The sequence below is a fragment of the Gracilimonas qinghaiensis genome (assembly GCF_046602855.1).
In the GTDB taxonomy this organism is placed as follows: Bacteria; Bacteroidota; Rhodothermia; order Balneolales; family Balneolaceae; genus Gracilimonas.
Genome location: NZ_JBKINJ010000001.1, coordinates 2,147,158 through 2,168,639 on the forward strand (window position 1 = coordinate 2,147,158; position 21,482 = coordinate 2,168,639).

Annotated in this window: 14 protein-coding genes; 3 read left to right on the plus strand and 11 right to left on the minus strand. The window is 42.1% G+C overall.

Features of this window, described 5'->3' with window-relative positions; translation table 11 throughout:
* Positions 1-177 precede the first annotated feature (177 nt).
* Positions 178-1,020, plus strand: coding sequence for an orotidine-5'-phosphate decarboxylase (pyrF, locus tag ACKGJO_RS09535; RefSeq protein ID WP_411323193.1), 843 nt, complete (start codon positions 178-180; stop codon positions 1,018-1,020).
* Positions 1,010-1,453: a ribonuclease HI gene (gene rnhA, locus ACKGJO_RS09540; RefSeq protein WP_411323194.1), complete on the plus strand. Its 444-nt coding sequence runs from the start codon at positions 1,010-1,012 to the stop codon at positions 1,451-1,453. The genes pyrF and rnhA overlap by 11 nt, the downstream gene beginning before the upstream one ends.
* Positions 1,454-1,520: 67 nt before the next feature.
* Here the strand turns inward: rnhA and tsaD are convergent, their stop codons facing one another.
* The 10 genes from tsaD to ACKGJO_RS09590 form a co-directional block, all read right to left on the minus strand.
* Positions 1,521-2,507 carry a tRNA (adenosine(37)-N6)-threonylcarbamoyltransferase complex transferase subunit TsaD gene (gene tsaD / locus ACKGJO_RS09545; RefSeq protein ID WP_411323195.1) on the minus strand — a complete coding sequence of 329 codons (987 nt, stop codon included), beginning with the start codon at positions 2,505-2,507 and terminating at the stop codon, positions 1,521-1,523.
* Positions 2,508-2,620: 113 nt separating this feature from the next.
* Positions 2,621-5,698, minus strand: coding sequence for a basic secretory protein-like protein (locus ACKGJO_RS09550; protein ID WP_411323196.1), 3,078 nt, complete (start codon positions 5,696-5,698; stop codon positions 2,621-2,623).
* Between the two features lie 343 nt (positions 5,699-6,041).
* On the minus strand, positions 6,042-7,991 hold the full coding sequence (gene dnaK, locus ACKGJO_RS09555) for a molecular chaperone DnaK (protein WP_411323197.1): 1,950 nt from the start codon (positions 7,989-7,991) through the stop codon (positions 6,042-6,044).
* A 143-nt stretch (positions 7,992-8,134) separates the two neighbouring features.
* Positions 8,135-8,569 carry an Hsp20/alpha crystallin family protein gene (locus ACKGJO_RS09560; protein WP_411323198.1) on the minus strand — a complete coding sequence of 145 codons (435 nt, stop codon included), beginning with the start codon at positions 8,567-8,569 and terminating at the stop codon, positions 8,135-8,137.
* Between the two features lie 229 nt (positions 8,570-8,798).
* Positions 8,799-10,085 carry a 3-phosphoshikimate 1-carboxyvinyltransferase gene (gene aroA, locus ACKGJO_RS09565; RefSeq protein WP_411323199.1) on the minus strand — a complete coding sequence of 429 codons (1,287 nt, stop codon included), beginning with the start codon at positions 10,083-10,085 and terminating at the stop codon, positions 8,799-8,801.
* A complete protein-coding gene (locus ACKGJO_RS09570; protein WP_411323200.1) occupies positions 10,082-13,078 on the minus strand; it encodes a tetratricopeptide repeat protein in 2,997 nt (998 codons plus the stop codon). The genes aroA and ACKGJO_RS09570 overlap by 4 nt, the downstream gene beginning before the upstream one ends.
* 37 nt (positions 13,079-13,115) lie before the next feature.
* Positions 13,116-13,781: a CBS domain-containing protein gene (locus ACKGJO_RS09575; protein ID WP_411323201.1), complete on the minus strand. Its 666-nt coding sequence runs from the start codon at positions 13,779-13,781 to the stop codon at positions 13,116-13,118.
* Positions 13,782-13,783: 2 nt separating this feature from the next.
* A complete protein-coding gene (hflX, locus tag ACKGJO_RS09580) occupies positions 13,784-15,073 on the minus strand; it encodes a GTPase HflX (RefSeq protein WP_411323202.1) in 1,290 nt (429 codons plus the stop codon).
* A 13-nt stretch (positions 15,074-15,086) separates the two neighbouring features.
* A complete protein-coding gene (locus ACKGJO_RS09585; protein WP_411323203.1) occupies positions 15,087-15,671 on the minus strand; it encodes a hypothetical protein in 585 nt (194 codons plus the stop codon).
* A gap of 10 nt (positions 15,672-15,681) precedes the next feature.
* Positions 15,682-17,784: a BatA domain-containing protein gene (locus ACKGJO_RS09590; RefSeq protein WP_411323204.1), complete on the minus strand. Its 2,103-nt coding sequence runs from the start codon at positions 17,782-17,784 to the stop codon at positions 15,682-15,684.
* Between the two features lie 105 nt (positions 17,785-17,889).
* Here ACKGJO_RS09590 and ACKGJO_RS09595 point away from each other — a divergent pair, with 105 nt between their 5' ends.
* Positions 17,890-20,541 carry a PQQ-binding-like beta-propeller repeat protein gene (locus tag ACKGJO_RS09595; protein ID WP_411323286.1) on the plus strand — a complete coding sequence of 884 codons (2,652 nt, stop codon included), beginning with the start codon at positions 17,890-17,892 and terminating at the stop codon, positions 20,539-20,541.
* Between the two features lie 9 nt (positions 20,542-20,550).
* Here ACKGJO_RS09595 and ACKGJO_RS09600 read toward each other — a convergent pair whose 3' ends face one another.
* Positions 20,551-21,447: a TIGR01777 family oxidoreductase gene (locus ACKGJO_RS09600; protein WP_411323205.1), complete on the minus strand. Its 897-nt coding sequence runs from the start codon at positions 21,445-21,447 to the stop codon at positions 20,551-20,553.
* Positions 21,448-21,482: the final 35 nt, after the last annotated feature.

Here is a 21,482-nt window from a genome sequence, read left to right on the forward strand (position 1 = left end):
AAGGCAAGATCCTAAATCGGAGTTTGGCCAGCCAATTCACCCTATAGATGACTGTGCCCAATTTTCTACCGGCACGGGTTCTCAATAACAATCAATGTGAAATTTGTACTCAATCGCATCATTATCAACCAAAATATTAGATGCGAGAAATGTTATCTTCCCAAAAAATTTTCATCTATGACATTTTTAGAAAAACTTCAAACATCTATTTCAAAAACCGGGTCTACCCTTTGTGTGGGTTTAGATCCAAATTTAGATCTGCTTCCAAACCGTGTAAAAGACCAGTTCGAGACAACTGAAGAACAGGTTACCTACTTTTGTAAACTTGTGATCGACTATACGGCTCATTATTGTGCAGCTTATAAACCAAACCTGGCATTTTTTGAAGCCTTGGGACCAAATGGATTGGCTGTTTTTAAAGAAGTGATCGAACATATTCCGAAGGATAAGGTTATAATTGCAGATGCAAAACGAGGCGACATCAGTTCTACAGCCGAACATTATAAGAAAGCATTTTGGGGTAAGTTTAATGTGGATGCCATCACCTTAAACCCATTGATGGGATTTGAAACTCTTAATGCTTTTTCCAAAGATGAAATGAAAGGAGTGTATGTTCTCACACTTACTTCAAATACAGGCGCGAATGATTTTTTGAAGCAACCATTTTCAGGATTTGACATGATGAGTCAGTTTATCGCCAAGGAGCTGAATAAACGATCCGATCTATCGAGATCTCATCTCGGCATGGTCATTGGAGCTACTCAGGCTGATGAAGCTGAATCTGTGTTAAAACATCATCCAGAAGGAGCTTTACTGATACCGGGTGTCGGAGCACAGGGCGGCTCGATTAATGAACTTTCACGCGCACTAAAAGAACACCAGGGTCTCCCACTTATTAACTCAAGCCGCGGAATTATTTATGCCGGAAAAGACGAAAGTGACTGGCCTGAACATGTTGCCGATGCCGCAAAAACCATGAAACAAAAATTAAGTCAGATAACGGCTCAATATGTCCAATAAACCGGAAGTCATAGTTTACACAGATGGAGCTTGCAGTGGCAATCCCGGTCCGGGTGGATGGGGAGCTATTCTCAGGTGGAATGGAACCGAAAAGGAGCTTTCCGGAGGGGATCCTCAGACGACTAACAACCGGATGGAAATGCAGGCTGTTATTGAGGCTCTGAAGGCATTAAAGAAACCGTGTCTGGTAAAGATCCATAGTGACAGTGCGTTGATCATCAATGCATTTGAACAGGGATGGATCAAAAACTGGCAAAAACGCGGTTGGCGAAAATCCAACAAAAAGCCGGTGGAGAACAAAGAACTTTGGCAGAAAATGCTGAAGGCCATGGAACCACATGAAGTAGTATGGGTGAAGGTAAAAGGACACGCCGGTATCGAATTAAACGAACGGGCAGATCAGCTTGCAGTCGCTGAATCTCTGAAATTTTAAGTGAGACAATTTTAAATGTTAAATGAGAAGCGTCATCATTTAACATTTAAAATTAAGCATTCAACATTCACGTCAGTGATGCAAAAGGCACCAGATCCAGATCATCAAATTGGCCCATATCCGCCTTCATCTTTCCGGTGACGGCGATCATAGCGGCATTGTCGGTACAGTAGCTTATTTTTGGGGAATAGAGCTGAACGTCCATTTCCTCTGCCATCTTTACGGACTTTTCCCGAAGCATGGAGTTGGCCGAAACGCCGCCGGCCAGCAATACCGTTTTCACTCCCGTTTGTTTTATAGCTCGTTTTAATTTTTTCACCAGTACCTCTGCGATCGCAAAAGATACACTGGCACATATATCATTCAGGTGCTCCTGTATCCATTCTTTCTCTTTATCCTGCAAATAATACAATGCACTGGTTTTTAAGCCGGAGAAACTAAAATCGAGTCCTTCTTTAAGCAAAGCTTGTGGAAATTTGTGAAACTTTGGATCCCCTTTTTTTGCATGCTTATCCATATGCGGACCTGCAGGGTAAGGTAACCCAAGAAGCTTACCGATCTTATCAAATGCCTCTCCGGCCGCATCATCACGGGTTTTACCAATGATCCTATGCTCGAATGGGGATTTAACGTGTACAAGCTGTGTATGTCCACCGGAAACAGTTAAGGCAACTAGCGGAAACTCAGGTTCATGATCGATGAAGTTAGCATATATATGAGCATCCATGTGGTTCACCCCAATAAGTGGGATATCACGGGAAAGAGCTAATCCTTTGGCAAAACAGATTCCTACTAAAAGAGATCCCAGAAGTCCCGGCCCCTGAGTAACAGCAATAGCATCAATATGATCTAAAGAAGTCTGCCCTTCTTCTAATGCTTGCTGAACCGTTTGGGTAATTGTTTTTTGATGAGCGCGGGATGCTAATTCCGGCACCACTCCCCCAAACTGGAGGTGTATTGACTGTGAGGCAATGATATTTGATTGAATGCCCTCACCAGTCAAAACCGATGCAGAAGTGTCGTCACAAGAAGATTCGATAGCTAAAATATTCATGCCGTAAATATACGAATGTTGGGCTTAATCTACATTCAAACACAATGCAAATGATCCGCAGCAAACAAAGGATCACTGATCTGTTTTATCAAACTTTTTTATAATGATAAAAACTACCATCCCGGTGATATCTGAAAGCCAAATACACCGGTTTTGTCGGGTCTTTGAAATGGGACGGCATAGTAGAATTCAGTTATCAGAAAGCCCAAAAAATTCACTCTAAGACTTAACCCGGAACTAAATACCGGGATGTTGTCTGAAGTTTCATCCGTTGTCCATTTGAAATCAGGAGCACGCGTATCGCTCCAGGCTACTCCGGCGTCAAAGAATGCAGAAAGCGTACTTGGAAAAATTTGCGATCTAAACAGAGCAAGATCTTCAATTCCAAGTACCGGCAGCCTAAGTTCTATATTCGCTATACCTAAACGGCTTCCAAAAAGCCGCTCAAATTCCGGACAGCCATCCCCCGGTGAATCGCCGCATTCCTGCGCAGAGTAGGAATTTAAACTGTATCCACGGATCAGCCTTGGATTGCCTATATAATTAGGGCTAAGCCGATTATCCTCCGAATCCTGAAAATATCGGCCACTGTGCAACGCCCTTACCCCCAAAGTTAGTGGCTCCATATAGAAGTATTTCCGATAATCTGCGAGGGCCTTTACATAAGTTAGCGAACCTGTTGTCGGCTCAACCTCAAAACGCATACGGTGACCATTAATCGGCCCTGTAAAGGCTGCTATAGAATTATCTTCAACATAAGCTGCAGATGCATTGAATAAATTCAAGGGTGATGGTTCGGCTATATCTGCGTCAGATATATCGCGCTTAAATGGCTGACCCAATTCATTTAGATAAACCTGCCTGCGTTCTGTTCTATACCATAGGTGTGTGTACCCTGCGGAAAACTCAAATCGCTGGGTATTCGTAAGAGGATATAATCCCAACCCGGAAATCCGTTCACTGAATACTCTTTGTGTAAGGTTGATTACTGATATCGGAGCTACTACCTGCTGGCCATTTATATTTGTAGTGTCATTTCGACTTATGCCTCTTCGAGAGTTTCTAAAAACCTGGTGACTGGCAGACCCACCCCAAACAAAACGATTGTCCCTATTTAGGTATGCAGCTTGTGCAGCTGCATCCTGAATACGCCCCTGCAACCGAAGCGAAGTAAAAAGCTGATGTTGGTTCAACATATCGCTAAAACTTGCACTTATACCACCGGCAACACCGGCTCCGAACTGGCTGGAAATACCTACTCCTCCCGCACCTGTTATGTAATCGAGCATTAAAGTGGGTTTATAATCCCTTAGACCAAAAGCCGTATCGGAGGGTATGTCTGTAATGGGATCCCTTAAATAAGACAACACCATTTGATTATCATCCATGCCACTGCCGGGCAGCATCACCGAAGTTTCAACTCCGGGACGTTCATCAACGATCTCCCCTTCTTTTTTCTTCTCACTAATACTATACACACTGTAGTTTGACTCATTGAATACCGTAGCCATTAAATCACCGGTATTAGCAGCTACAGTAATTACTGGAGATAACTTACTTATGCCGGAAATTCCGGTTGATACATTAGTTACCTGATACCTGACTCCCTGAATTATATCATATCGGTAAACATCGCTAAAGCCCTGAAAGTCAGATACATAATAGATCGAATTTCCATCTGCGCTATACTGCGGGCTAATATGTTTGGCATTTTCAAATGTGGGTATCAGCCTAATTTCACCTGTTTCTACTTCCATCTCTGCGATCTTCGTTTCCCCAAATATCAGTTCATCAAAATTGGTATCTGGTCCACGATCTGTGACAAAAGCTATTTTTTCACCATCCGGCGACCAAGTTGGCTGAAGATCCGAGTATCCGTCATCGGTTAAATTCTGGAGGGAGTCATTTTCAAGATCGTAAAGGTATAAGTCCGTATAACCCCCATCTGAACCTGAAAAAGCTATTTTTTCACCATTCGGCGACCAAGAAGGATTTGTGATAGCATCTACATCACCAAACTTAAGCCTACGGTTTATTTTACCGTTATCCACATTAATGATTACTATCTGATTATCTCCCTCAGCAAAAACAACTGCAGCAAATTTCTCACCATCGGGTGACCAACTTCCGGAGGATTCTACAAATCGCAGAGCACTTAAATGCGGATCTAAACTGGTAGAAGTCAGCTTCCGAATGATCTTCCCTGTCTCCGCATTGGCTAGGAAAAGTTCAATTGAAAAAATATTCTTCTCTGAAATAAAGGCTATGTATTCACCGTCCGGACTAAGAGACGGGGATACATTAATGGTTCCTGTATTTTTTTCTTCCCCAAGTACCAGTTTACCCACATTCGTGGGGTTGGTCCGTGCCTGAATATCATCTTCATACTTTTCGCGGATAGCTTGCTGCCATAAAGTTGATAGAGAATCTCTCGAAATACCCAGCGTTTGACTTATGCCAGTTCTAATTCCATTCTTTGCTGAATTTACATACAATTTTGATACGATCTCATCTCCCCATTGGCCGGCAACAAAAGTCCAAACGGAGTGGCCATATCGATATGGGAAGTATTCTCGTGAGTTAGACAAATCTTGAATGGTTGGAAGATCATCATTTTGAATAGCATCGCGCAACCACATAGCTGTATGGCTATCCTCCGGACCAACTGACAAGTATTCTGCCATCCCCTCAATAAACCAAAGCGGCATCTGGCTGGTAGCCCCAATTCCACCAATTTCATCTTTACGAGCAATATCATATTGAAAAGCATGTACCAACTCATGGCCCAATACATGATTTGTGCTTTGGTTGGCTTCCGCAAAAGGCATTACCAACCGATTACGGCGACCTTCAGTTACACCACCCGTACTTACTCCCACTCTTGGTACTATTTTATTCTGTTGAAAATCAGCATGATTCGCGTAAATGATCAGCGGATTTGATGAGGAATAACTATGATTCAGCATAGCCGAATATCGTATATACCATCTTTCAGAAAGCCGTCCTAAATCTTTTACCGCTTTAGCTTCCTGAGGATAATGATAAATGTCAAAATGATCCGTTTCCAAGACTTGGAAATCGAAGTCCTCATACTGAACCGGGTATCTTCCAAAATACTGTGCCTCTAAAGCAAAAGGGATCAGTGTTGAAGCTATAACTAATAGACTAAGAAACAATTTCTTTATTAACATCGAGGTAATGATAAAACTTCTGATTTTTGCTAATCCATATCTACATAAAAAAATTTAAGTTTATTAAGTTCCTTATATACTGCTGATAATTATCAACTATAATAATTATTGAATTAAATATTTGATCAAAAGGATCAATCTAACGATTGTCTTTATTTGCCCTCTATGCTAATATTATTTAGGATTACTTTACATTTGATTCAAAACATAAAAAACCTGTAAAGTCGCATTTCTGACATACGACTTTACAGGCTTAGAGAAAGGTTCTTCAAATAAAAGATCCCGCCCCGGATAAACCGAAGCGGGATCTTAATTTTATCTTTAGTAAGTGAAAAAACTCAGCTTACTTATTTTCGTCTTCTTCATCGACTACCTCGTAGTCGGCATCAACGGCATCGTCACCGCCTTCTGCGTCATCAGAGGCTCCCTGTTGTCCTTGTTGAGCACCGGCACCGTCAGCACCTGTGGCTCCGCCGGCAGCAGCATCTTCCTGAGTAGCTTTATAGATCTCTTCAGAAGCACCTGACCAAGCCTTATTCACGGCTTCGATAGCTTCATCGATTTCATCGAGGTTTTCTTCCTTATGGGCTTTCTCGAGGTTTTCAACCGCCTCTTCGATAGCTTTCTTATTCTCGTCAGAGATTTTATCTCCGTATTCATCAAGCTGCTTCTTGGTTGAGAACACCAGGCTGTCTGCCTGATTCAATTTCTCTACACGCTCTTTGATCTGTTTGTCTTCTTCTGCGTGCTCTTCGGCAGCTTTCTTCATTTTTTCGATCTCTTCGTCACTTAAACCTGAAGAGGATTCGATTCGAATACTTTGCTCTTTTCCGGTTCCCTTATCTTTCGCTGTGATATTCAATACACCATTTGCATCAATATCGAATGTAACTTCGATCTGAGGCACTCCGCGAGGAGCCGGTGGAATACCATCTAAGTGGAACCTACCAAGGGTTCTGTTATCCTGAGCTTTGGCTCTTTCACCCTGCAATACATGAATTTCTACGCTAGACTGATTATCAGCTGCGGTAGAAAATGTTTGTGATTTGCTGGTCGGAATCGTGCTGTTAGACTCGATCAATGGAGTCATTACGCCACCCATGGTCTCGATACCTAGAGTAAGTGGAGTCACATCGAGAAGAACTACATCTTCTACATCACCTGACATCACACCACCCTGAATAGCAGCACCTACGGCAACAACTTCATCAGGATTCACCCCTTTACTTGGGTCTTTGCCAAAGAAAGCTTTTACTTCTTCCTGAATTTTTGGGATCCGGGTTGAACCACCTACAAGAATTACCTGATCAATGTCAGACTTACTCATTCCGGCATCATCCAGGGCTTTCTTACAAGGATCGATAGATCGTTTTACCAGATCGTCAACCAACTGCTCAAATTTTGCACGGCTCAGATCGATATTCAGGTGTTTTGGCCCTGAATCAGTTGCCGTTACAAAAGGCAGGTTAATGTTGGTCTTCTGTGAGCTCGAAAGCTCGATCTTTGCTTTCTCAGCGGCATCTTTCAGTCGCTGCATGGCCATCGGATCTTTGCGAAGGTCAATGCCTTCATCTTTCTTAAATTCATCTGCAAGAAAATCAATGATACGCTGGTCAAAGTCATCGCCACCAAGGTGAGTATCACCGTGAGTAGACTTCACTTCAAAAACACCGTCACCGAGTTCGAGGATGGATACGTCAAATGTACCACCACCCAAGTCATACACTGCGATAGTTTGATCATCATCTTTCTTATCCAATCCGTATGCTAAAGAAGCAGCGGTTGGTTCGTTGATGATACGCTTCACTTCAAGACCAGCAATTTTTCCGGCTTCCTGTGTTGCTTTACGCTGAGCATCGTTAAAGTAAGCAGGAACTGTAATTACAGCCTCCGTTACTTTTTCGCCCAAATATTCTTCAGCGGTTTGCTTCATCTTCTGAAGCACCATTGCTGAAATTTCCTGTGGTGCATATTTGCGGTCTTCGATCTGCACACGTGCTGTGCCGTCATCGCCTTTCACCACTTTATAAGAAACCTGTTTGGTTTCGTCTTTTACTTCATTAAACATGCGTCCCATGAATCGCTTCACAGAGGCTACGGTTTTATCCGGATTAGTGATTGCCTGACGTTTTGCAGGGGCACCTACCAGTCGTTCTCCGTCTTTGGAGAAAGCCACAACAGAAGGAGTAGTTCGCCCACCCTCACTGTTCTGAATAACCACCGGCTCACCGCCTTCCATTACGGCTACACATGAGTTGGTTGTTCCTAAGTCAATTCCTATGATTTTTCCCATTGGTCTGATCTATTTTTACTTTTTGTTAATTCTAATATTCTTGTCTTTTTCGTACCGACGCAGAGCGTCAGGTACGAGTCTTGATCATTTATCATACTCACTATGAACGCTCTGCGTCGTAGCGAATATCGATAATCAATATGTTATTTAACCGGAATGGACTGTGAGTCCTTCAAAGCCTCTGATTTAGGCATACCGATCGTTAGAACGCCATTCCTGAAACTGGCTGACACTTCAGCTGAATTCACATTTTGTGGAACCGCAAACGCACGGGCAAATGCACCGCGACGCCGTTCCTGCCGCTTGAATTCTTCACCATCGCCGGCTTCAATTTCACGTTCTCCCTTCACCGTCAGCACATTGTTCTTCAGGGAAATCCCAATTTCTTTTTTCGATAATCCGGGCAGATCAAGCATGATCTTATACTCATCTCCACTTTCCAGGATATCGCAATCAGGAGCAAAATCTTTGTCTTCATTGGCCAATGGCACTACCTTTTCAACAAACTGCTGAATGTCTTTTCCCAGTTTGGACAGGTGCCGCTCAATTTCGATACCAAATTCTGTAAAATCTCCCATGTGCGTGATGGTTTGTTCAAATTCACATTTAGATAAGCAATACCAATGCCAACTATAGAAGCGCCTATAAATAATGACGTAATGACCGACGTATTGTCAGGAAGCGGAAAGTGTTTATGTGCTGAAGTGTTAATCTACCTTCGTTAGTACGTGAGCACATTAACACATTGTCACGCTGAGAAGTGGTTTTAAATAGTTGGGAGTTTGAACATGGATCCTTGTGGAATTATCACCCTGTTAACTGGTGAAGATCTTCCCAGAAGGCGGGATAGGAAACCGCAGCAGATTCCGCGTCCTTGATCATGCTATCTTCTTTCCCTTTCAGGGATAATACAGCAGAGGCCATAGCAATACGATGGTCGTGAAAAGAGTCGAATTCAGCAGATTGGAAAGTGAATTCAGGATCACCATGAATGATGAGGCCGTCCTTCTGCTCTTCGAAATTGGCACCTACGGCTTTCAGCATTTTGGATATGGCCATGATGCGATCCGTTTCTTTGTGGCGGAGTTCCCCGGCGCCGGAGATGGTAGAGGTTCCTTCAGCAAATAACATCGCAACCGAGAGGATAGGTAATTCATCAATACAGTTAGGAATAATCTCAGGGGCTATTTGAATGGCTTTTAGATCAGAACCTTTCACAATAATATTCCCGACCGGTTCAGCCCCTTCCATCCGTTCGTTTTCAATAGTGATGTCTGCTCCCATATCGCCTAGAATATCCAAGAGGGCATTTCTTGTGGGATTCAATCCCACATTTTCGATCAGGATCTCTGCGTCTTCTTGAATAACACCCGCAACCAACCAAAACGCGGCCGCAGAAAAATCACCGGGAATAGTGTAACTCTGTTCAGGGATTTCATCAGCCAGGCTGGCGGAAATTATCTTTTCTCCCTTCTCTTTTTTTTGATCCAGATCCAGAAGTCGCTCAGTATGATCTCGGCTTGGCAGCTTTTCGATGACTCGTGTTTTCTCTTCACCAAACAAACCTGCTAGTAAGATGCACGATTTCAGCTGTGCACTTGGTACAGGTAATTCAAAATCCATTGGCCTCAACGAATCGATACGATTAATGAACAGTGGGGCGTAAGCTAAGTTTCTTGCCAGTATATGCGCTCCCATGGCTTCAAGGGGTTCAATGATGCGCGTCATGGTTCTGCCACATAATGAGGCATCACCGATCAATTTAGCTGAGATACCGGCTCCTACCAATACACCTGAAAGTAAACGCATGGCTGTACCCGAGTTCCCACAATCCAGGTCTTGTTTAGGTTCAACGATTCCGGCTCTGCTTTTCCCTTCAACGATCAAAATTCCAGAGTCTTCTTTAACCTTTGCACCAAGCTGCTGAACACAACGTAGCGTGCTTTGTGGATCCTGGGCTTGTGAGTAATTTCCTATCCTGGATTCACCCTCATACAACAATGAAAATATTGCTGCTCTTTGAGATATGGATTTATCAGGGGGGAGCCTCAGTGTCCCTTTTAATGAGCCTGCTCCACTAACAGATTTGATCATAGGTCTGCCTGATCTAAAAGAGCCTGTGCTCTTTGTTCAGCTTCAGTTCCGGGATATCTGTCGATGAGGGAATTCAAAAGAGTCACAGCCTCACCTCTGTTACCTATTCTAAGATGACATTCAGCGCTATTATACATCGAACGTGATACCCAGGTATCAAAGGCTTCAAAAAGAACTCTAACTTTTCCGTATTCTTCAATTGCTGCGTTGTACTGTTCCTGCTTTTGCAGAATCTCACCTAGATAGAACTGCGCTTCGGCCCCCACCTCAGTCGTACTTTTCTCAGCAATGGGCTGAAGATATGATGTTGCAGTTTCAAAATCACTTTGTTGAATCGCTACTTTACCCAATCCTACTTTAGCCGATTCACTGTTTGGATTAATCTCAAATGCTGACTCAAATTCTTCTTTCGCTTTGGCAACTTGATCGCGTGCAAGGCTTGCCCGACCCATTCCAACTAAAGCATCCTGTCTGAACCGCGGAGAACTCTCATATAATTCCGCATAGTTGGCGTGAGATTCAGCATAGGCGCCTTTTTCATAATTCAACATACCTAATGAAGTAAGTGCTGAAGAAGCCATCTCCTGCTCAGGAAATTCATTCACAATAGTTCTGTACGTCTCTATAGCCTTATCAATCTGACCGGTTTGTCGGTAGGATTCTGCAAGATTTGAATAAGCTTCCGGCATCAAGTCTTCTGAGTTTGTTACCCTCAGATATTGGCGAAATTCATTGATTGCATTTTCGTAGTCACCCCTCTGAAATACGTTAAGTGCCTGTCGATAGCGAAGCTGGTCAGCTGTTTGACTCGCCGGATTATCACTCAGGAAGTCTTCAAGAATGGCAGAACTGCTGTCAGTTCTTCCAGCTGATAACTGAGCAAACTGAATACCATCGATCGCCTCAATTATATAATCGCTTCTTGGGTATTCCTCCAATACTTTTTGATATGCTGCTATCGCACGTTCATATTCTCCGGCATTATAAAAGGCATCTCCGATATTGTACTGTGAACGTGCTGCCCACTCTGTTCCGGGATATTTGTTGATCACGGTCTGGAATTCTTCAATTGCCTGCGAATAATTATTCGTATTCAGGTAGATATAGGCGATATTGTATTGTGCTTGCTCCCTTAACCGGCTATATGGATAGATTCGTAACGTCTTTCTAAAGTTTGAAACTGCCTCAAAAGTTCTGCCGGCACGGTAATAACTGTTGGCCACCTGGAACATGGCGTAATCCCCACCCGGCTCTGCACCAATGGCTCGATTATAACTTTCAATGGCATCACGGTATCTGCCCAGTGCATAATAGGCATCACCTATACGGAGTTGAACATCGGTATCATACGGAAAGAGTGCAGTTTCGGGGGCTTCATAATTTTCAAGAAAGTTACGGAGTGGATCCACCGCCTGTTCATACTGATCCATTTGAAAATGGCTCCATCCCAAAGAATATAAAGCTGCACCCATCATATCAGAATCCGGATAATTTTGAGTGTAGATCCTGAAACGCTGAGCTGCATTATTAAACTGATTCATTTTATAATGACTATCAGCACTCCAGAACAATGCTTCCCGGCCGGTTTCTGAGTTTGGTGATTCTGTATAAACTGTTTCAAACAATGGCTGAGCCTGTTCATAGGCTTGATTTCTGTAGAGAATCCAAGCTTTCTGAAACGTTGCTTGCCTTTTTAATGCGGGATCAATATCCGCTACTTTTTCAGCTTCTTCAAATGCCTGAATAGCTCTGGTGTATTCTGCGTTGGCAAAAAAGGCCTGCCCCAGCATCGTATAAATCTTACCCGGTTCTTCCAGCTCTACCTCGCTGCGAACCAATTCCAGCAGTACCTCAATAGATTCAGCGTAGCGGGAAGCCTCAAAAGCTGAGATCGACCATTCATAGTAAGCCTTCTCAACCCAGAGTCCGATTTTGAAACGATCACCAAAATCTCTAAATGAGTTGATCGACTTCCCGTATTGCCCACCTAATTTTTCATTCACGGCTTTATAGTATTGCGCTTTTCTTGCCAATTCATCTTCGCCAACAGAAGCACGCCCGAAAGATTCAGCTGCCCAATGGTAAATTTCTTGTTTGTGATAAACCCAACCTAATCCATAATGAGCAATTCTTTCTTCAGGTGTGCCTTTTGTAAGGTTGATATATCTGAGATAGGTTTTGGAGGCCTCATCATACAATCCAAGGTAATTCTGACTCTCAGCGATCAAAAAGATAGCCTTACTGAGAGATTCATCATCCAGATAAGGCAAAGCTGATTGAAGAGCATCAATTGCCTCTTCATATTTGCCTTGCTGATAGTAGGATTCACCCAGTGCTGTACCTACCCGCCGGGTGATCTCATTATTGGGATATCGTTCTTTAAGCACTTCAAATGCAAGGGAGGCTGCATTATATTGCCCCTGGCTGAGATACAATCTACCTCGGGCATATAAGGCTTTGGGAGCCCACTCTGATCTCGGGTAGTTGTTGGCAAGTTCCATAAAATATACCCTGGAATCCGCATAATCTTCATTTTCAGCTGCAGCTTCTGCTATCCAATACATGGTTTCGGCACCATCTTTGTTACTCATCCACGAGTCAACGGCATTTTGGTAATACCTTATAGCTGTTTCGTAATCCCCTTTGTTTGTAAAACGGTGACCAAGATCTCTCAATAACCTTTCAGACAATTCATGCCCCGTGTGCTCTATAACAAATTTCTGGTAGTAAGTTTCAATATTTGCAGAATCGATACCTGTTTTAGCCCTTGTTAAAAAATAATCAGCAGACACTGTGAGTTCATGCTCAGGATAACTAAGTGTGAACTGTTCAAGCTTTTCAGCAGCCTCTTCAAATAATCCCTTTTCGTAGAGGTCAACCCCTGTTTGATACAGGTCAGAGTTAGGACTTTGTATATCCTGAGCGTTTAAGCTGGCTGTTACTATTATAATACACAGAAAGGTAAGGAAACTGCTTTTTGGAACGGAGAGCATGAAACTCGATTAACTAAATTGGGTTAATGGTTACTTATTATATGTCAAGATAGCGAATAAGTTCATCCGCCCTGTCAGAAAAATTATTTTCAAGTGCTTTGCTGTTCGCTTCTGAAATAATAGTATATCCAAAACGGCGCAAACTCGAACTTATAGCAGAGGAATCCTCTATATTCAATTTAAATGAAATTCTATAAGATGGATTTTCAGCTCTCGGCTGTTGGACTGCAACACCCAGAATTTTTACTCCCTCCATTTCAATGATCCTGACAAGATCAGCCAGAGTAAAATCGCCCTGAGCCATCTCAACAGCAATAACGGATCCAAAGCTAGAAAGATTGAAAGCATCTCCAAGAGCAGATAAAAGATCTCTTTTTTTGATCATGCCCTGAAAATACATTTCCTCATCTACGACGGGAATCAAAAACAATTCCTTTGCCAACATAACCCTGGATGCTTCAAATAAATGCTGATCTTTCGGAACTGTTAATGGTTTATCCAATTCCACCTCATCAAGTGTAGACTCTTCATCCACAACCTCTATCAGTTTTTCAAGTGAAGCCATACCAATCACCTTATCCTCTTCATCAACTACACAGAACTTATTTGAATGCAACAACTCAATTTTCATTAAAGCTGTGGCCACATTATCTGTGAGTTTGAGTGGTGATATATCGGTATTTAAAATCTCTTTTACTAGCATATTTATACAACTTCGCCATTGGTCCCAATAGTATCCAACAAATGGGATAATTGCTTAAAATCTTTTTCAGACATGCTAAATGTCATTTCTACATCGGTCCCTTCATATGACTCGTTTTCAACTGTCGCGTTTTCATGAATAAAAGCAACTGCTTTGTATTTTGAAACCGGAATTTGAAGCGTGTGGTTATCATATTCAAGTTCTATCATATCTTCTATACTTCTTTCCAGCTCTTTCAGCCCAATTCTCTGTTCTGCTGATACAAATATAGCATTTGGATACCTCTGCTTCATATCCGCTACCTGATGTGCATCCATTTTGTCCACTTTATTAAATACCAGGATAGTGCGTTTATTGGTAGCTTCAATTTCCTCGAGTGTTTCTTCAACTACCTCAATGTATTCATCTGCCATTTTCGAAGACGCATCAACTACATGTAGCAGAATGTCAGCCTCCCTAACCTCATCCAAAGTGGATTTAAAACTTTCTACCAGATTATGTGGCAGTTTTCGGATAAATCCTACTGTATCTGACAATAAAACAGAATGATTTTCAAGCTCATGGCGCCTTACTGTAGAATCCAGCGTAGCAAATAATCTATCTTCTGCGAACACACCCGTTTCAGTGAGGGCATTCATCAAAGTTGATTTGCCGGCATTAGTATAACCTACTAAAGATATCCTTGTCATATCTTCCCGGCCTTTGCGCTGGGTAGTACGCTGTTTGCTCAATTTATCCAGCTTTTCTTTCAGCACAGAGATACGCCGACCTATCAAGCGCCGGTCTGTTTCGATCTGCGTTTCACCGGGCCCTTTAGTTCCGATTCCACCTGTTTGACGCGACAAGTGAGTCCAGTATCGCGTCAGTCTGGGTAGTAAATATTGCAGCTGAGCAAGTTCAACCTGAGTTTTAGCAGCTGCTGTCTTAGCCCTGGAAGCAAAGATATCAAGTATAAGGGAGCTTCTATCTAAAACCTTTGCATCGGTTACTTGCTCAATATTTCTCAATTGTGTAGGAGACAAGTCGTCATCAAAAATGACGGTATCGATTTTCCTTTCACCCATGATCCGTTTAAGCTCTGTGAGCTTTCCCTTACCAATGTAAGTTGATGGATCAGGATGGGTTTTGTTTTGCAGGATTTTTTCTACGGTTATACCGCCTGCTGTATCTGTGAGAAGTTCAAGCTCGTCTAAATATTCCTCAGCCTGAAATCTGGTTGTTTCCGGCCCATAAAGACCTACTAAAGCAACCCGTTCTCGTTGTATATCTGAATTTTTTACGTCGTCTAACAAATGTGATACCTACTTATTCTTCCTGAATTCTCTTGAGATCAATGTCCGGAATGGAATGTCCTTCTATCTTATTTCCTAATTTTAAAGATACAATTTTTTTGACTGCTTCGTGCTGCCTGGAAGGTACAAACAGCTTTAGCTGCTGATATCCTTCACATAAGCTTTTATCCATTTCCGAATAATTAAACAAATATTCTGCTCCATTCTTTCCATCTCGTTCTACATAATCAAGTACTTGAAACCACGGAATGGTCTGTGAGGGATCGTTTATATTTTTCACGATGCCGTAGTCTGTTATATAATATTTTGAAGCAAGATAACTTGAAATGAACCACATGCATCCGATCCATATGTATGCAAATAGAATGCCATACCGGGTAGAATATCCATTTGCCAATATAATTGACACAAGTGTCAGTATAAGCACCAGAAAAACTGTCGCAAAGAGTGGGTAACCGTTCAGCTTTCCGGCTCTCCAGCTCAGGCGCACCTTTCTCAATCTTAATTTATTCTGAAGTGAATAACCGGCCATCAAGGTTGAGGCAACCGTAAAGAACAAGATCACTGCCCTGAAAAATATGTTTAGGACTTCATTCATTTCCATAATTTTAATCCAACGACTCAGCCTTATACCATCTTGACACCACGGATTCCGCTACTAAAAATAGCAAGCCCGCGATCATAAACCAGCTCCAGATCTCTCGACCAAAACCTGTTGAGGCAATTTGGTTTTGCAATTCACTTCCACCAATATCAGCGGCTTCAACCCATAAAATGTTAGTCTTATCAAGTAAATCTTCCATCTGATCTTTGTTTAGGGAATTGAACGTACTCTCAGATTTATCTAAGTTTACTGAAAGAGTAATGTCTCTTACACCATCCTTAATTGTGACCCATCCCGGAACCCATTCTTCAGCAGAGTAACGGAGTCGTACTCCGGAGGGAACAACATCGACGTAAGGTCTTATTTGATCCGAGCCTGTTTCAATAACGGCTTCATCGGCATTTATATTTCCAACCCAGCTAAAAGGCTTCCCGAGTGTATGTCCAACAAATCCACCTTTATCTGAAGAGGCAGCATACAAAAGCAACCTGTAGTAGAACGGAGCATATACTGGTTGAACCGGAAAATTTGACCAACCCGGATCATTGCCGATCGATGAGATGATAAGTGCACCTTCACCAAAACGTTTTTCATGTATCAACGGGTCGCCATTATTCAGTGTAAAAAGATCAAAATGAACTCCTGTTCCTGTGCTTATGAATTTTAGATAATAGAAAACGGAGGGAGTATTGATACTTAATTCTTCATTATCATCCTGTTCGAAAAGTGACTCAAACACCGGATGCTCCTGAAGGATCTCATTGGCCTCTGCTACCGATTGGAAAGAAGCATAATCACCGAGAACACCGGCAAATTCCCCTGCTTTGAATCCTTCAAAAAATAAATTATAGTTGATCATGTCTCCATTCTCAGAGGGAAAGAAAACAAGTCCCCCTCCATTTTGAACAAATCCTTCAAGCAGGTTAAAGCTGTATTCCGGAATCAAATTCAATCCATCCAGGATAACACTATCATAATTTGTAAGATTTTCACTTTCCAGTTCATCGAGCTCAATTTCTTTATAACTGAGTTGTGCATGATTTTCACCTGCTGCCTGAAGCATTGTAGCGGTATATGAAACCCGATTATTTCTGAAATTGGAATTACGTATCAATAAAACGTTTCTTTTTTCCGGTACCTGAACCGTAAAATAATTGATATTATCAGCCTGAAACTCGTCTCCTTCAATAAATACCTTTCCGCTTGCCGATCCTGCTTGACCGGGCGTCACATCAAAGCTAAAGGTCTTACGTTCTTCAGGTTCAAGAGAAACAGAAAATTGGCCCACATTTTCACCTTCAAATTCCATAGTAACAAATTGATTGATTGCACTGACCTGCCCTTCATTTGCTAATTCGATCTCAATATTAAATGGCATTCCTGCTCCCAACATACTTGTAGAACTATTGATCTCGTTCAAATAGGTATTTTGAACCCCGACATCACCTACATCGATCACGGTCATAGTTATCTCATCAAATTCAATACCTTGCAAAGGCTCAACCTGGGAACGCTGAGTGTCAGTGATCAAAAACAAATTCTTATTTTCATATGGTGCGTTATCAAGGGCTTCCATTAGCATCCTTAGCCGGGAATCAATAAAATTCCCGGATTCAGACACTTTTTTATCTGCCAGCAACCGATCCACATTTGTACTGCTGAGTATATTACCGGTAGCTTCATCCCCATTCGAAAACTGTATAATAAAGCGATCATCATCCCTTGCTGATTCCTGAATGGATCCAACGATCTCTTTTGCATACTCAAAGAGTGGCCCCTGCCTCCCGATTCTGGACATACTGATACTATTGTCGATCAGTATTCCGTTAAGAGCAGGAGCCTGACCTGCATTTCCCGAAGAGTAACCCGGCGGAAGAAACGGCCTGGCCAAAACAAAGGCGAAACACGCAATGGCTGCCAAACGCAGAAAGAGTAACAGGTATTTTTTGATCCTGATCCGCTTTATTGTCGTGTTCTTCAACTCACGGAAGAAAGACAGTGCAGAAAATGATACTTTCTGTGGCTTCCTCAAATTCAGGAGGTGAATAACCAGTGGCAGGCCCACGGCTATCAAGGCCAATAAAAAAAATGGATTTAGAAAACTCATTTAGCGCTCAAAAAATGTTACCTTTGTTTTTTCTGACTGGAACTTTTTATGGTTATTGCAATTAGCCATTACATAATATCTAAAACAGCTTATTTTTTCTTATTGATGCAACGCCTTACAAAGATCTTAATTACTTTTTTCATTTTAAGTTTTGTTTCTGCATGTTCTACCATACCAACCAATGAATGGTATAAACTGATTCCTGAGAATTCCACTTTTGTGGTCGTCCCGGATGAGGCCGTAAATGTACAGGATATTATTGCCAAAGAATATGCATCATATCTTGATGACATGACTCCATCAGGTATTCAGCAGGTGGCCGGCCTGGGAGATAACCTAAATACACAGCTTATAATAAAAGCACTTGTTTTAAATCCTGTAACATCCACAGACTCAGAACTGCTTTACATTATCGACTTCAGTGATAACAATTTAAAGAATTGGGCTTCAAATTATTATCAGCCTTTCACACAGAATAATTATCGCTTTCATGAAATGACGATTCATCGTTTGTTCTTTAACAGAGATGAATTGTACGCAGCTCAGATTCATGATAATCTCATTCTATCCAAATCCAGTTTACTCATAGAAAATGCCATTCGAAGTTATGTTGGAGAATCGCCTGCGATCAAACTAAACAGTGAACCACCAAAGAGTTCATTAGTGCTAAATACCCCTAAGCTTGATAAATGGATCGAGCAATATGCGCAGGTAAGCAGTCGTCCGGGACTCATGAATTCCTTTAGTGGAACCGCTCCTGCTATCATTAATACACAATTTATTGAAGACACCACGGCTAATGTAGAATTGACAGGTACCATTCCTTTGCTGGATAATCGCTCGATTTTAGTGGACGCCTTTTCATTTGAAAACAAACCAATCACTCTCGACAGACACATAGCCAGTAACGTAGCTACTTTTGCCATCATGCGTTTGCCCGCTACCACCGTTCCAGCCAAACCGAAAGACTCTTTTATGACATCTTTGGATTCTCTGCTTTTGAATGATGTGGATCGTTATCAAGAGATCGCCAACACTTTATCTTCTGAATTCGCCTTTGAATCTTTTCCGGAATCCGGGCTACTAGAGGAGGGTGAGTATCTGTTTATGAGAAAGATCAGCAACCTGAGTAAATTTAGGCAGGAAATGTTTGAGTTAAACACCGGAGGCTTCATTGATCGTCAGGACAACACTTATCAGGTCAGCAGTCGTGTTTTGGGAGAATTGATCGGTTCCGAGTTAAGTAACCTCCGTGACTTTTACCTTACCTTTTCAAGTGATGTTGCTGTGATCGCAAAGAGAAAAGGCTTAGCTGAAAGCGTTAACTCTGACCGAATCCGTCGTCGTGTTATTTATTACGAGGATATATACTCCTCTATGAAAGATAATATGCCTGAAGCCGTGAGTGGTTTTGTATGGACAGATTCTAACGAATTCCTCCAATACATCACTCCCTACCTGAAATCTGAAACTACCGCCGGTGGAATACTCAGCCGTTTTGACCTCACGGCCATGACATTTACAGCGAGCAGCAGCACAGTTGACCTTAAGTTAAATACTTTTTCCAAAGAAGGTGTCAGTGTTCCCTACGAAGAATTATGGGTGGTACCTTTATCTAATTCTGAACTGAGTGGGACACCAGTTTTGGGTGATCTTGTAGGTAGTTCGGCAGATGAGATTGTGGTATCCACTCAAAATGGACGTGTATTGGCTTTAGCTATGGATGGAACCATCGTCATGGAAACATCTACAGACGGGTTAGAACCTATTGGCAGCCCCACATTATATGACTGGTACGGTAATAATCAACAGATCGTTCTTCAGGCAGCAGGATCCAAGATCTTTGCATGGAATGAAAACGGAAACCTACTACCCCGCTTCCCTATAGAATTGGAAGAACAGATCTCTGCTCCAATACTGGTTCAGGATGTTCTCAGAAATGGAGTTCCGGAGATCGTTGTAGCCACTCAAGACCGCAAAATTCATGTATTGGACGGCAGGGGGGATAACGTCAGAGGCTGGCCTCAAAATACAAATGCAGTGGTTAATACGAGACCTTCTTTTAGTTTGGTTGATGACTTATGGTCATTATGGGCATTTTCTGAAAACACACTTCATAGCTGGTTGCGCAATGGTAATGCGAGGCCGGGTTACCCGCTTTTCATAAACGCTCCTTTCACGGGGTCTCCCTTACACTATAAGAATCAAGTATTAGCTGGTGCGTCTGATGGTTATATCTATTCCATTGGCACGGATCCGATCTTTGCGGATTCACTCGCATCAATTATCTCTGAAGATTCACTTGGCATTCGATCACTATATGTATCCAATAATGAAATATCATCACTGAAGGTACAACCCAATGTATTGCTCAAAGATTCAACCGGGTTTTATAATGAAGACTTGATCATAACTGAAAGCACAAATGGCTCTATTTTCCTGTATAATGAAGCTGGAAAACTCAGATATACAAAAAGCCTGGGCCAACCTGCATCATCAACATTCTCTCCTATCATAACAGATATTAATGCTGACCTGAACAGGGAGGTTCTTGCACTGGCTGAATTCGGAAGACTATTTGCTTGGGAGATATTAACAGATAAGCGACTTTTCAGCCTCCCTACATCTGGCATGAAGCATGTTCTCATAACGGATATAAACGGTGACGGCCTTAAAGAGTTGATTGCACAAACCAGAGAAGGTTTACGCTCCTGGACCATTAATAAGCAGGAAACGGACCAAGCTGAAGCACAATAACAACAAGAACTAAAGTATATCGGCAAGTGCCTCTTCCAATTCTTGAAACCGGAATTCAAATCCGGCCACCTGTAATTTTTTAGGTTGCATTCTAATGCTATCCGTTACCGGCTTTGCAGCTTCTCCAAGAATTATATTCAATGCAAATTTTGGAACACGAAAGATTGAAGGCCTTCCCATCACGTCTCCTAATATCTTAGAAAATTCATTCATCGTGACCGGGTTTGGTGAATTCACGTTATAGGGACCACTCATTTCTTCATTATGTAGGGGAAATACGATGGCTTTACAGAGATCTGTGCGGTGTACCCAACTCATATATTGTTCTCCATTGCCAATAGGGCCTCCTAAAAAAAACTGAAAAGCAGGAATCATCTTCTCCAATGCACCCCCGCCTTTTTCAAGTACAATTCCAATCCTTGGGTTTACAACCCTAACTCCTATCTCTTCTGCCTTATGGGAAGCTTTCTCCCACTGTACGCACACGCGGGCAAGAAAATCATCCGAAGGCGACTCACTTTCTGTGAGCACCTCGTCACCTCTGTCGCCATAGTATCCTGAGGCAGATGCCGAAACAAAGACTTCAGGCCTGTTCCCAGCTTTTTCCATGGCTTCAACCAAGCGCTCCGTGCTTCTAATACGACTGTCCATGATGCGCTTTTTAACCTCTTCCGTCCAACGCTGACCAAAGATACTCTCCCCAGCAAGATTGATCACCGCATCCATTTTTTCGATTTCAACAACAAGATCATCTTCCCAAGAAACAAACTTCTGATTTTGCGCATTCTCATCTTCGTATTTTTTTGGACTTCTGGTCACAATAACCAGATTATGACCTTCTTTAAGAAGCATCCTTCTTAATTCATTGCCAACAAAACCGGTACCGCCTGTAATTAATATATTCATAGCGTATTATTTATTTATAATTAGTATATGTATAA